General features: G+C 69.9%; 11 protein-coding genes. 2 read left to right on the top strand and 9 right to left on the bottom strand.

Annotated elements, in window-relative coordinates:
- Window positions 1-3: 3 nt before the first annotated feature.
- Both WFH44_RS16105 and WFH44_RS16100 read right to left on the bottom strand, forming a co-directional pair.
- Window positions 4-2,211 carry an ATP-dependent DNA helicase RecG gene (locus tag WFH44_RS16105; RefSeq protein WP_336714937.1) on the bottom strand — a complete coding sequence of 736 codons (2,208 nt, stop codon included), beginning with the start codon at window positions 2,209-2,211 and terminating at the stop codon, window positions 4-6.
- Complete coding sequence (locus WFH44_RS16100) at window positions 2,204-3,142, bottom strand: DAK2 domain-containing protein (RefSeq protein ID WP_336715207.1); 939 nt, start codon at window positions 3,140-3,142, stop codon at window positions 2,204-2,206. The genes WFH44_RS16105 and WFH44_RS16100 overlap by 8 nt, the downstream gene beginning before the upstream one ends.
- A gap of 199 nt (window positions 3,143-3,341) precedes the next feature.
- Here WFH44_RS16100 and WFH44_RS16095 point away from each other — a divergent pair, with 199 nt between their 5' ends.
- Window positions 3,342-3,827 (top strand): DUF3515 domain-containing protein, encoded by a 486-nt coding sequence (locus WFH44_RS16095; RefSeq protein ID WP_336714936.1) that lies wholly within the window; start codon window positions 3,342-3,344, stop codon window positions 3,825-3,827.
- Window positions 3,828-3,928: 101 nt separating this feature from the next.
- Here the strand turns inward: WFH44_RS16095 and WFH44_RS16090 are convergent, their stop codons facing one another.
- From WFH44_RS16090 to leuC, 6 genes are all read right to left on the bottom strand, one after another.
- Window positions 3,929-5,077, bottom strand: coding sequence for a D-alanine--D-alanine ligase family protein (locus WFH44_RS16090; protein WP_336714935.1), 1,149 nt, complete (start codon window positions 5,075-5,077; stop codon window positions 3,929-3,931).
- A complete protein-coding gene (locus WFH44_RS16085; RefSeq protein ID WP_336714934.1) occupies window positions 5,074-6,111 on the bottom strand; it encodes an NAD(P)H-dependent glycerol-3-phosphate dehydrogenase in 1,038 nt (345 codons plus the stop codon). The genes WFH44_RS16090 and WFH44_RS16085 overlap by 4 nt, the downstream gene beginning before the upstream one ends.
- Window positions 6,108-6,872: a lysophospholipid acyltransferase family protein gene (locus tag WFH44_RS16080; protein WP_336714933.1), complete on the bottom strand. Its 765-nt coding sequence runs from the start codon at window positions 6,870-6,872 to the stop codon at window positions 6,108-6,110. The genes WFH44_RS16085 and WFH44_RS16080 overlap by 4 nt, the downstream gene beginning before the upstream one ends.
- A gap of 16 nt (window positions 6,873-6,888) precedes the next feature.
- Window positions 6,889-8,205: a UDP-N-acetylglucosamine 1-carboxyvinyltransferase gene (gene murA, locus WFH44_RS16075; protein ID WP_336714932.1), complete on the bottom strand. Its 1,317-nt coding sequence runs from the start codon at window positions 8,203-8,205 to the stop codon at window positions 6,889-6,891.
- A gap of 114 nt (window positions 8,206-8,319) precedes the next feature.
- Window positions 8,320-8,919: a 3-isopropylmalate dehydratase small subunit gene (gene leuD / locus WFH44_RS16070; RefSeq protein WP_336714931.1), complete on the bottom strand. Its 600-nt coding sequence runs from the start codon at window positions 8,917-8,919 to the stop codon at window positions 8,320-8,322.
- A gap of 15 nt (window positions 8,920-8,934) precedes the next feature.
- Window positions 8,935-10,401, bottom strand: a complete 1,467-nt coding sequence (leuC, locus tag WFH44_RS16065) for a 3-isopropylmalate dehydratase large subunit (RefSeq protein WP_336714930.1) — start codon at window positions 10,399-10,401, stop codon at window positions 8,935-8,937.
- Between the two features lie 159 nt (window positions 10,402-10,560).
- Between leuC and WFH44_RS16060 the strand changes: the two genes are divergently transcribed.
- Window positions 10,561-11,280, top strand: a complete 720-nt coding sequence (locus WFH44_RS16060; RefSeq protein WP_336714929.1) for an IclR family transcriptional regulator — start codon at window positions 10,561-10,563, stop codon at window positions 11,278-11,280.
- A 58-nt stretch (window positions 11,281-11,338) separates the two neighbouring features.
- On the opposite strand, the gene WFH44_RS16055 is transcribed toward WFH44_RS16060, so the two are convergent.
- On the bottom strand, window positions 11,339-12,337 hold the full coding sequence (locus WFH44_RS16055; protein WP_336714928.1) for a thiamine-phosphate kinase: 999 nt from the start codon (window positions 12,335-12,337) through the stop codon (window positions 11,339-11,341).
- Between the last annotated feature and the right edge of the window lie 19 nt (window positions 12,338-12,356).

Genomic DNA, 12,356 nt, shown 5'->3' with positions numbered 1-12,356 from the left:
GCGTCAGCCCCGCTCAAGGAAGGCCTCCTTCTCCGGGTTCAGGTAAAGCTCGATCGCCTCGGCCAGTTCCGGGTAGTCTCCGAGCTGCGCGTCATGCTCGATGATGGCCGCCGCATCCCGGCGCGCCTGTTCGATGATGGGCTCGTCCTTGATGACCCGCAGCAGCTTCAGCGTGGACTTGCCGCCGGACTGCGTCGCGCCGAGGATGTCGCCTTCGCGGCGCAGTTTCAGGTCTTCCTGGGACAGTGCGAAGCCGTCGGTCGTCGAGGCCACGGCCTGGAGCCGGTCCCGGCTGGGATGGCCGGGCTCCAGCTGGGTGACCAGCAGGCAGGTCCCCGGCAGCCCGCCGCGGCCGACGCGGCCGCGCAGCTGGTGGAGCTGCGAAATGCCGAACCGGTCCGCATCCTGGATCACCATGAGCGTGGCATTGTGCACGTCGACGCCGACCTCGATCACGGTGGTGGACACCAGCAGGTCCAGCCGGCCCTCGGCGAACGCGGCCATCGTGGCGCTCTTTTCCTCCGGGTCGAGCCGTCCGTGCAGCATACCGATCCGCACGCCGGAGAGCACCGGGAGCGAGGCGAGCGACTGGACGGTCTGCTGCACGGAGGCCAGCGGACGCCCTTCCTCATCGTCGTCCGCCGTGGGCTCCAGCGACGCGGGATCCTCGCTCTCGCCGTCCCCGATCTTGGGACAGACCACGTAGACCTGGCGTCCGGCGTCGATCTCTTCCTTGGCGCGCTCCCAGATGCGCGTGCCCCAGGCCGGGTGCTCGGCGAGGCCCACCATGTGGGTGCCGATCGGCGCCCGGCCCGCCGGCAGCTCGCGCAGCACCGACGTTTCCAGGTCGCCGAACACGGTCATCGCGACGGTCCGCGGGATCGGCGTCGCAGTCATGACGAGCAGGTGCGGCGGGCGAACAGCGCGGGAGCGGAGGGCGTCCCGCTGTTCGACGCCGAAACGGTGCTGCTCGTCCACGACGATCAGCCCCAAGTCGAAATACTGCACCTCGTCGGAGAGCAGGGCGTGGGTTCCGATGATGATGCCGGCCTCGCCGGAGGCGATGTCCAGCAGGGCCTTCCGCCGGGCGGTGCCGGTCACCGACCCGGTGAGCAGCACCGCCCGGGTGCCGTCCGCGTCGCCGCCGAGCATGCCGGCCTCGGCCAGCGGCCCCAGCGTGCGGCGGATCGAATCATAGTGCTGGCCCGCGAGGACCTCCGTTGGTGCCAGCAGCGCGGCTTGGCCGCCCGCGTCGATGACCTGCAGCATGGCCCGCAGCGCCACCAGCGTCTTGCCGGAGCCCACCTCGCCCTGCAGCAGCCGGTTCATCGGGTGGTCGGCGGCGAGTTCCCCGGCCAGGGTTTCGCCGACCTCGCGCTGGCCTGCGGTCAGCGTGAACGGCAGCGAAGCATCGAACCGCTCCAGCAGCCCGCCGGGCCTGGGCGGGCGCGCTGTGGCCTCCTCCGCCGCCGCCTGCGCGCGCCGGCGGGCCAGGGCGGTCTGCAGGATCAGCGCCTCCTGGTAGCGGAACCGGTCCTGGGCCTTCAGCGCGGTCTCGAACTCGTCCGGCAGGTGGATGTTGCGGTAGGCATCGCCCAGCGAGTACAGCCGGTCCCGGATGGCGATGTCGGCCGGCACCGGGTCCGGCACCTTGTCGAAGTCGACGCTGTCCAGCAGGACCTCGACCGCCGACCTGATCCGCCAGCTCGCCACCTTGGCCGTGGCGGGGTAGACCGGCACCGGGCGGCGGGCGGCATCGGCGTCGAACTCGGATTCGTCCCCGAGCAGCACGTACTCCGGGTTGGTCAGCGTCAGGCTGTCCCGGTAGGTGGAGACCTTGCCGGCGAACATGGCCAGCGTGCCCGGCGTCAGCTCCTTGGCGGCACGGTAGGCGTTGAAGAAGGTGAGCGCGACCGAGCTGTGCCTGCCGCCGAGGCCGTCGGTGACAACGACGTCGGTGATCGACCCCTTGCGGGCGCGCATCTGGCGGGAGCGGCTGCTCAGGACGCGCGCCACGAGGGTCACGTCTTCGTCCATCGGCAGGTCGGCAATGGGCGTCAGCTCGCCGCGCTTGAGGTACTTGCGCGGGAAATAATTGAGCAGGTCCGCGGTGGTCCGCAGGCCCAGGTGCTTCTCCAGGACATTGGCGGTGCGTTTGCCGACCCGGCGCTCGAGGGGCAGCGCCAGTTCCGGGGGGTGCCGATCAGTCATGGGCCTCGTAGGCCGGCGCCGCCGCAAGGTCCGTCACGGACAGGTTGCTCGGCTCCCCGAAGGACCGGATCGCGGCCAGCGCGGGTTCAGCTGCGGGAACGTGGGCATGGATGCGCCAGCGGTAGCCGCCCTCCACCTCCGTCACGGCGCTGAGGATCACGGAGTCCCCCAGCTCGTCCAGCTGCAGCCGCAGCGTCGCGGCGTCCAGCGGACTGAGGTTGATGGTGCACATGACCTCGACACCCTCGTGGGCATGGTCCAGGTGGATGTGCGGGTCCTGCACGCTGTACCCGTGGAGCCCGTCCAGCAGCTCCGGCTGGAGCTCCTCGCCCAAGGCGCTCGCCCGGAGGGTATCGAGGATGAGCAGGAAGCCCACGGCGCCGGCGTCCACCACCTGTGCGGCAGCCAGCGGGCCCAGCTGGTCCTCCGTCTCCACCACCGCTTCCAGGGCGGCGCCGACGACCGCCTCCAGCGTGGCGGCCAGGGCGTGGTTCGAATGGTCGCCCGCATGCGCCGGATCCCCGGTGTTGGCCGCACGGGAGACCGCCTCGATCACGGACAGCATGGTGCCCGGAACCGGGTCGCTCAGGGCCGACCAGCAGCGGATCTCCGCGCGCTGCAGCGCCGCGGCCAGCAGCGGGCCGGTCAGCCGGGTAGTGCCGTGCAGCGGCTCGGACAGCGCCGAGAGGAAGACCGAGAACAGGGTTCCGCTATTGCCCCGGGCCTCCTCCATCGCTGCCTGGCCCGCGGCTGCCAGCAGCTCGCCCACGTCCGTGGTCTCCGCCTCCGCGGCCGCGAGGGCCGCGGACCGCACGGTCAGGTAGAGGTTGGTTCCGGTGTCGCCGTCCGCGACCGGGAAAATGTTAATCGCGTTCAGCCGGTCGCTGTGATTGCCCAGTACTACTTCCGCTTTGCCGAGCCAGCGTTTCAACGCCTGCGCATTCGCGGCTACTTTTGTCTGCAAGTCGGTCCGTTCCCGTGGCCGCCGGCGCGCTGGCCCGCGGCGTCTTTCAGTTCTGAGGCGTTAACCGAGCCTACCGCAGAGAATCTGCGGCGGGGATAACGTTTTGGCATGCCACGCGGAACGGCGGCGAAATTCTTCGGCTTCCGGCAGCCGATAGGCTTGATCCATGCCCCGAAATCCGTCCGCCAAGCGCGTGCCCCTCCTGCTCCTCGGTGCCGGAGTGGTCCTGGCGGCCTCCGCGTGTTCCCCGATTGTCGATGTCGAGCCTGCCGAAGATGCGGCCAACCCCGCCTGCGCTCCCATGATGGTCATACTCCCCCAGTTTGTTGCCGACTTCCCGCGCCGCGAGACCTCCAGCCAGGCGACCGCCGCCTGGGGAGACCCGTCCCGCGTGATCCTGCGGTGCGGTGTTCCGTCCCCCGGTCCCACGACGGACCAGTGCGTCAACGTCAACGGGATCGATTGGGTGCTGCGCGAAGGCGACGGCACCTGGACCGCCGTCACCTACGGGCGCACCCCGGCCACCGAACTGGTCTTCAATCCGGATGAGGTGGCGGAAAGCACCATCCTGGTGGACCTGGCGGACGCCGCGGCGAAGATCCCGCAGACCGACAGGTGCCTGGGCGCCGGAGACACCCTCGAAGTTCCGTAGGCCCGCCCCCGGTTGCTGGGCCTGCGGATCCGCGGGCGGGCGGGCCCGCGGGCCCGCAGCGCGACGCTGCAGGTCCCGCCGGCCGGGATCCGGCCCGCCGGCTAACGCAGCCCGGTGGGCCGGCTGAGCGCCAGGTGGATCAGCTCGTCGATCAGCTCCGTGTACGGCAGCCCTGACTTGGCCCACATCTGCGGGTACATGCTGATCGGCGTGAAGCCGGGCATCGTGTTGATCTCGTTGATGATCAGCCCGCCGTCCGGGGTGTAGAAGAAGTCCGCCCGCGAGAGGCCTTCGGCTCCCACTGCGTCGAAGGCCCGCGCAGCCAGCTCCCGCACCCGTGCGGTCGCCTCGTCGGGCAGCTCGGCGGGGCAGCTCAGCGCGGCCGCCGCGCCGTCCACGTACTTGGCTTCGAAGTCGTAGAAGGCGTGCTCGCCCGGCTGCACCGCGATCTCGCCCGGCAGGCTCGTGCGCGGGTCCTCGATGCCCCGGCCCTGCAGGACGGCGACCTCGATCTCCCGTCCGGGGATTCCGGCTTCCACGACCACTTTGGGATCATGTTCGCGTGCGGTTTCGACGGCGGAACGCAGCTGCGCGGTCTCCGTCACCCGGGTGATCCCCATGGACGAGCCGGCCCGGGCGGGCTTGACGAACACCGGGAAGCCCAGCGCTGCGGCGCGCTGCAGCGCAGCCTCCGGGTCCCGCTGCCACTGCCGGTCCGTGATGACCTCGTACGGTCCCACCTCGAGTCCCGCGGCGGCGAAGGCCAGCTTCATGAAGTGCTTGTCCATCCCCACGGCGGAGGCGAGCACACCCGCGCCAACGTAGCGGACGTCCGCCATCTCCAGCATGCCCTGCAGCGTGCCGTCCTCGCCGAACGGACCGTGCAGCAGCGGCAGCACCACATCGATCCGCCCCATGCTGCGGGTCGACTCGGGACCGGTCTGCACCAGCAGCTCCGCGGCCGAATCCCGCGCGGCCAGCATCACGTGCTCCGCCGAGGCCGGCACCTCCGGCAGCTGGCCGGCCGTGAGCGTCCACGCCTGCGGATCTGGGTTGACCAACACCCACTGGCCGTTCCGCGCGATCCCGACCGGCACGACGTCGTACTTGTCCTTGTCAATGGCGGCGAGCACGCCCGCGGCGGTCACGCAACTGACCGAATGTTCGCTGGAACGGCCGCCGAACAGCACGGCCACGCGGGGCTTGGTGCCGGGTTCCGGCTCGGTCGCGTCGAAAGAGGTCAAAGTCACTGGTCCTGTTCGCCTTCTGATTTGAGTTCACGCGTCAGCAGCCGCGGTGCGAGGTCCTCCACGGAGATCTCCCCCTCCAATACGGCCACCACGCTTTCGGTAATCGGCATTTCCACGCCCATGTGGTTGGCCAGGTCAAGCACCGCGCGGCCGGACTTGATGCCTTCGGCCGTCTGGGTCATGCGCAGGTTGACCTCGTCGAGGCTCAGCCCCTCGCCCAGCAGCCGGCCGGCGGTGTGGTTGCGCGACAGCGGCGAGGAACACGTCGCCACCAGGTCGCCCAGGCCGGCGAGTCCGGCCATGGTTTCGACCTCCCCGCCCAGGGCGAGGGTCAGCCGCGTGGTTTCGGCCAGGCCGCGGGTGATGACGGAGGCCTTCGTATTGTCGCCCATGTGCTTGCCGTCGCAGATGCCGACGCAGAGCGCGATCACGTTCTTGACGATCCCGCCGATTTCCACGCCCACGACGTCCGTGTTGGTGTACGGCCGGAAGTAGCGGGCGGTACAGGTGTTCGCGATCCACTGGGCGACCTCGCGGTCCGTGCACGCGACCACGGAGGCGGTGGGTTCCTTCCGGGCGATCTCCATCGCCAGGTTCGGTCCCGAGATGACCGCGACGCGCTCGTCCGGCAGGCCGAGCTCCTCCTTGATCACCTCGCTCATGCGCGCGTCCGTGCCGCGTTCCAGCCCCTTCATCAGGGAAACAACGACGGCGGTGTCCTCCAGCAGCGGCTTCCAGCCCGCCAGCTGCGGGCGCAGGGTCTGGGCCGGGACGGCCAGGACCACCAGGTCCGCGCCGGCGAGCACCTTCGCGACATCCGCGGAGGCACCGAGGTTCTCCGGCAGGACGATGTCCTTGAGGTACTTGGAGTTCAGGTGGCTGGTATTGATCTCTTCGGCCACCTCGGCCCGGCGGGCCCAGAGGCGGACCTCCAGTTCCGGATGCGCGTCGGCAACGACCTTGGCGAACGTGGTGCCCCAGCTGCCGGCTCCGAGCACCGCTACCGCGGCCGGCAGGCCCGTCCGCGCGCTCACGCCTGGTCCTCCGGCAGCGCTCCCCGCTCGAAATCCCGGCCGGTGGCGCTCTGCCCGCGCTGCGCCGGATCCCAGCGGGTGGCCGGAGCCTCCTCGTTGCGAAGCCCCTCCAGCAACACGGTGATGGCGTCCATGATCTTGTTCGTGGCCGCCTCGAGCACCGTCTTGGTCACCGGAAGGCCTTCGAACTCGCTCAGGTCCACCGGGGGGCCGGCGACGACGCGTGCGGTCTTGCGCGGGAACAGGTGCAGCTTCTTCGAGTAGCGCGGAAGGAGTTCATTGGCGCCCCAGTTCGCCACCGGTACCACGGGCGCCCCCGTCTGGAGCGCCAGCCGCGCGGCCCCGGTCCGGCCGCGCATCGGCCAGAGGTCTGGATCGCGGGTCAGCGTGCCCTCCGGGTAGATGATGACGGCGCCGCCCTCGTCCATGACGCTGCGGGCGGTCTCCAGCGAGCTATTGGCTCCGGCGCTGCTCCGCTCCACCGGAATCTGCCGGGACGCGCCCAGGATCGTGCCGACCACGGGAATCTTGAACAGCGACGCCTTCGCGAGGAAGTGCGGGAGATGGCCGTGGTTGTAGATGTAGTGCCCCACGACCAGCGGGTCGATCTCCGTGTTGTGGTTCGGGCAGACGATGAAGCCGCGGTCCTTGGGCAGGTGCTCGCCGCCGCTCCACTTCCGTCCCAGCACCAGGTCCAGGACCGGCCGGACCAGGACGGCCACCGTTCCGAGGGTGGCACGTTCCTTGCGTCCCGCTTTCATTCCTTTCGCCGGCGCCTCAGACAATGTCGAAATCCGCGCCGAGGCTTTCCAGCTTGGACTGGAACCGTTCGTACCCGCGGTTGATGAGCTCCAGGCCGGTCACGCGGGACGTTCCGGTGGCGGCCAGGGCGGCGATCAGGTGGCTGAAGCCGCCGCGGAGGTCCGGGATGTCGATGTCCGCGCCGCGCAGCTGCGTCGGTCCGGAGATGACGGCCGAATGCAGGAAGTTGCGCTGGCCGAAGCGGCAGGGCACGCTGCCCAGGCACTCGCGGTGCAGCTGGATGTTCGCGCCCATCCGGACCAGGGCCTGGGTGAAACCGAAGCGGTTCTCGTAGACCGTCTCATGCACGATCGACACGCCGGCGGCCTGGGTCAGGGCGACCACCAGCGGCTGCTGCCAGTCCGTCATGAAGCCCGGGTGCACGTCCGTCTCGAGCACGAGCGGCGAGAGCTTGCCGCCCGTGTGGCGGAAGCGGATGCCCTGGTCGTCGATATCGAATTCGCCGCCGATCTTGCGGAACGTGTTCAGGAACGCAGTCAGGTCCGCCTGGACCGCACCCTCGACGTAGATGTCGCCCTCGGTCACCAGCGCGGCCGATGCCCACGAGGCGGCCTCGTTGCGGTCCGGCAGGGCCCGGTGATTGAAGCCGCGCAGCTGCTCCACGCCCTCGATCCGGATCACGCGGTCCGTCTGGACACTGATGATCGCGCCCATCTTCTGCAGCACCGCGATCAGGTCCATGATCTCCGGCTCGATCGCCGCACCGCTGAGCTCGGTGATGCCCTCGGCGCGCGTGGCGGTCAGCAGGACCTGTTCCGTGGCGCCGACGCTCGGGTAGGGCAGCGAGAGCTTGGCACCCTTGAGGCCCTTCGGGGCGGAGATGGAGATGCCGCCCTCGCGCTTGTCCACGACGGCGCCGAACTGGCGCAGCACCTCAAGGTGGTAGTCGATCGGCCGGTCCCCGATGCGGCAGCCGCCGAGGTCCGGAATGAAGGCCTCGCCGATGCTGTGGATCAGCGGTCCGCAGAACAGGATCGGGATCCGCGAATCGCCGGCGTGCGCATCGATGTCCTTCATCTGCGCCGTCTTGACGTGCGACGGATCCAGGGTCAGGTCTCCCGAGACCGGGTCCTTCACCACATCCACGCCATGGAGGCGGAGCAGGCTAGTGACGACGTCGACATCCTTGATCTCCGGCACGTTCCGGAGCACCGACGGCTCGTTGCCGAGCAGCGAGGCGACCATCGCCTTGGGGACCAGGTTCTTGGCTCCCCGTACGGATACCTTTCCCGTGAGCGGGACTCCACCGCGAATGGTCAAAACGCTTGCCATAAACACCTGATTCCTTAAATTGGCAGGGCCCTCGAGACTTCGCGAAGGCCTCAGCTAAGCATAGAAGCTACCGCAATCATCCCGAAATACAGTGGCGTTCACCACCGTGGCGCGCTAGGTCCGAGCCGGCAGTGTCTTCGGCTTCCAGGCCGGACGGGTCTGCTCATAGGTGGTGATGTCCCCCTCATGCTGCAGCGTCAGGCCGATGTCATCCAGGCCCTCAAGCAGGCGCCAGCGGGTGTAGTCGTCGATCTCGAACGGCGCGGTGAGGTTTCCGCAGACCACGGTCTTGGCCTGCAGGTCCACGGTGATCTCGGTGCCCGGATGGTTCTCCAGCTCCTTCCAGATCAGCTCGATGTCGTCCTGCGCGACCTCGGCCGCCAGCAGGCCCTGCTTCCCCGAGTTGCCGCGGAAGATGTCGGCGAACCGGGAGGAGAGGACCACCTTGAAGCCGTAGTCCTTCAGCGCCCAGACGGCGTGCTCGCGCGAGGACCCGGTACCGAAGTCCGGGCCGGCCACGAGGACCGAACCGCGGCTGAACGGCTCCTGGTTCAGGATGAAGGTCTCCTGCTTCCGCCAGGCGGCGAACAGGGCGTCCTCGAAGCCGCTGCGGGTGATCCGCTTCAGGTAGACGGCCGGGATGATCTGGTCCGTGTCCACGTTGGACTGGCGCAGCGGAACGCCGATGCCGGTGTGGGTCGAAAACTTCTCCATAATCCTCAAAGCTCCTTAGGCAGCAGGCCGGGACACGGCGTCGTCGTTAATGGGGTCCAGGTCCGAAGGCGAGCTCAGCGTCCCGCGGACCGCGGTCGCGGCGGCGACCACGGGCGAGACCAGGTGGGTGCGTCCGCCCTTGCCCTGGCGGCCCTCGAAGTTGCGGTTGGACGTGGAGGCGCATCGCTCCCCCGGAGCAAGCTGGTCCGGGTTCATGCCCAGGCACATCGAGCAGCCGGCGAACCGCCATTCGGCTCCGAACTCCTTGAACACCTTGTCCAGCCCCTCGGCCTCGGCTTCCAGCCGCACGCGGGCCGAGCCGGGGACCACCATCATCCGCACGTTGGGGTCCTTGCTCCGGCCGCGGATGATGTCCGCCGCGATCCGCAGGTCCTCGATCCGGCTGTTGGTGCAGGAGCCGAGGAAGACCGTGTCCACGCGGATGTCCTTCATCGGCGTACCGGCCTCCAGGGCCATGTAGTCCAGTGCGCGCCGGGCGGCGGCCTTGGCGTTCTCGTCCGCGAAGTCGTCCGGATCAGGCACGGCCTGCGAGAGCGAAACGCCCTGGCCGGGGTTGGTCCCCCAGGTCACGAACGGCTCCAGCGTGTCGGCATCCAGGAAGACCTCGGCGTCGAATTCGGCGTCGTCGTCCGAGCGCAGCGTGCGCCAGTAGTCGACCGCGGCGTCCCAGTCCGCGCCTTCGGGCGCGTGCGGGCGGCCCTTGAGGTAGTCGAAGGTGGTGTCGTCCGGCGCCACCATGCCGGCGCGGGCGCCGGCCTCGATGGACATGTTGCAGATGGTCATGCGCGCTTCCATGCTCAGCGAGCGGATGGCCGAGCCGCGGTACTCCAGCACGTAGCCCTGGCCGCCGCCCGTGCCGATCTTGGCGATCACGGCGAGGATGATGTCCTTGGCTGTGACGCCGGGGCGCAGAGTGCCTTCGACGTTGATGGCCATCGTCTTGAACGGCTTCAGCGAGAGGGTCTGGGTCGCCATGACATGCTCGACCTCGGAGGTGCCGATGCCGAACGCCAGCGCCCCGAAGGCGCCGTGAGTGGAGGTGTGGGAGTCGCCGCAGACCACGGTGAGGCCCGGCTGGGTCAGGCCGAGCTGCGGGCCGACCACGTGGACGATGCCCTGCTCCGCGTCGCCGAGGGAATGCAGCCGGACGCCGAATTCCTTGCAGTTGGTGCGCAGGGTCTCGATCTGCGTGCGGCTGGTCGGGTCCGCGATCGGCTTGTCGATATCCAGCGTCGGGGTGTTGTGGTCCTCGGTGGCGATGGTCAGGTCGGGCCTGCGCAGCTGGCGGCCGGCCAGCCGCAGCCCCTCGAACGCCTGCGGGGATGTCACTTCGTGCACGAGGTGGAGGTCGATGTAGATCAGATCGGGCTGGCGTGCGGCGCCTTCGCCTTCGCCGGGGCGCACGACGTGCGCATTCCAAACCTTCTCGGCGAGCGTCTTGCCCGCAGTCGTACCGGCCATAGCCAGCTCCCTCCATCAGTGACAGCGCGGCCGCCCGAGGACAGGATTGCCGCATCGGCTCAGACCGCAGAAGTATGTAGTTAAATCCTGTCAGGACCGCCCGATCGCGCGCCAGCGAGCCGACTTGCATCTCAGATAATGAGACGTCAATATCATTTTATGGACAACTCAAGTGGCGTCGGAGTCATCGACAAGGCCGTCATGGTGCTGGACACCCTCGAAGCAGGACCGACTTCGCTGGCGCAGCTGGTCGCGGCCACCGGCCTCGCGCGGCCGACGGTGCACCGGCTGGCGCTGGCGCTGGTCCACCACCGCCTGGTCAGCCGGGACATGCAGGGACGGTTCGTGCTCGGCCGGCGGCTGGTGGAACTGGCCGCAGCGGCCGGCGAGGACCGGCTCATCGCCTCGGCCGGGCCGGTGCTCCTCAGCCTGCGCGACGCCACCGGCGAGAGCGCCCAGGTCTTCCGCCGGCAGGGCGACGCACGCGTCTGCGTCGCGTCGGCGGAGCGGCCCGTTGGCCTGCGCGACACGATCCCGGTCGGGACGCAGCTGTCCATGAAGGCCGGCTCCGCGGCCCAGGTCCTGCTCGCCTGGGAGGACCACGAGCGGCTGCTCGAGGGACTGCGGGGTGCGCGGTTCACGCCGACCGTGCTCGCCGGGGTCCGGCGGCGCGGCTGGGGCCAGAGCCTGGGCGAACGGGAGCCCGGCGTCGCCTCCGTGTCCGCGCCGGTGCGGGGTCCCTCCGGACGCGTCATCGCCGCCGTCTCCATCTCCGGGCCGATCGAACGGCTGAGCCGGCAGCCGGGCCGGATCCATGCCGAGGTGGTTGTCCAGGCCGCCCAGCAGCTCACCGAGGCGCTGCGCAAGAACAACGACTAAAGCCCGGGGCCGGTCCGGGCGCTGAGCCGCGGGCTGGCCGCTGGCCCCGGGACCGCCGCTAGCCGCGGAAGTGGTCCCAGCCGAGCACTTCCGGCACGGCGCCGTCCACGGTGACGGCCGGCGCGCCCGCCTGCACTGAGCCGACGGCGTGGAAGCCTTCCGGCAGCTCCGAGTCCGCTCCGAAGGCTGCCAGCAGCCCGTGGTCCTCTCCCCCGCCGAGCACCCAGTTCCGCGGGTCGGCGCCCAGCAGTTCGGCGGCCGGACGCAGCTCCGCTTCGAAGTCCTTCAACAGGGCGCCATGCAGGTCAAGGGCCACGCCGCCGGCGCGGGCCAACCGCCCGGCGTCGCGGACCAGCCCGTCGGAAATGTCCATCATGGCGTGCACGCCGGCCCGTGCGGCCAGCGGCCCCGATGCCAGGGGCGGCACCGGCCGGGACTGCAGCCCGGTCAGCCGGCGCAGCGCCGGCGGCAGTGCGACGTAGTCAGGCGCCTTCTCGAGCAGGGCGAGTCCCGCGGCCGCGCAGCCCGGGGCTCCGGCGACGGCCAGGATGTCGCCCGGCCGCGCCCCCGAGCGCAGCACCGGCGCGCGGCCTTCGAGGTCACCGGTGACCGCCGCGGTCACGACGACGGCCGGCCCCTTGCCCAGGTCCCCGCCAACCACCCCGCAGCGGTCCGCGCCCAGCCCCTCCAGCGCCGCGCGCAGACCGTCGGCAAGCTCCTCTACCCAGCCCACCGGCGTCGTACCCGGCAACGTCAGGCTGACGACCAGGGAGGTGGGAACCGCGCCCATCGCGTTGATGTCGGAAACGTTCTGCGCCGCGCACTTCCAGCCGACGTCGAAGCCGGAACTCCGGTAGCCGCCGGCCCAGTCCAGCCGGAAATCCTGGTCCTGCACGAGCGTATCGATGGACAGCACGGTGCGCCCGTCCGGGGCGGCGACGACGGCGGCGTCGTCGCCTGGGCCGACCAGCGCGCCGTCCGGGCCGAGCCGCGGGAAGATCAGCTCCAGCAGGCCGCCCTCATCCAGTTCGGCTACCGTGCGCCGGTCGTCGGACACCCGTCACTCCCTTTCGCGT

Source organism: Arthrobacter sp. USHLN218 (assembly GCF_037144715.1).
Classification (GTDB): Bacteria; Actinomycetota; Actinomycetes; order Actinomycetales; family Micrococcaceae; genus Crystallibacter.
Note: the sequence above shows the minus strand (reverse complement) of the source record. Positions and strands in the feature narration are given on the sequence as shown.

Excerpts from the sequence above, each read along its gene's own strand:
- WFH44_RS16105 (WP_336714937.1), bottom strand. The coding sequence starts at position 2,211 with ATGACTGATCGGCACCCCCCGGAACTGGCGCTGCCCCTCGAGCGCCGG.
- WFH44_RS16095 (WP_336714936.1), top strand. The coding sequence starts at position 3,342 with ATGCCCCGAAATCCGTCCGCCAAGCGCGTGCCCCTCCTGCTCCTCGGT.
- WFH44_RS16080 (WP_336714933.1), bottom strand. The coding sequence starts at position 6,872 with ATGAAAGCGGGACGCAAGGAACGTGCCACCCTCGGAACGGTGGCCGTC.
- murA (WP_336714932.1), bottom strand. The coding sequence starts at position 8,205 with ATGGCAAGCGTTTTGACCATTCGCGGTGGAGTCCCGCTCACGGGAAAG.
- leuD (WP_336714931.1), bottom strand. The coding sequence starts at position 8,919 with ATGGAGAAGTTTTCGACCCACACCGGCATCGGCGTTCCGCTGCGCCAG.
- leuC (WP_336714930.1), bottom strand. The coding sequence starts at position 10,401 with ATGGCCGGTACGACTGCGGGCAAGACGCTCGCCGAGAAGGTTTGGAAT.
- WFH44_RS16060 (WP_336714929.1), top strand. The coding sequence starts at position 10,561 with ATGGACAACTCAAGTGGCGTCGGAGTCATCGACAAGGCCGTCATGGTG.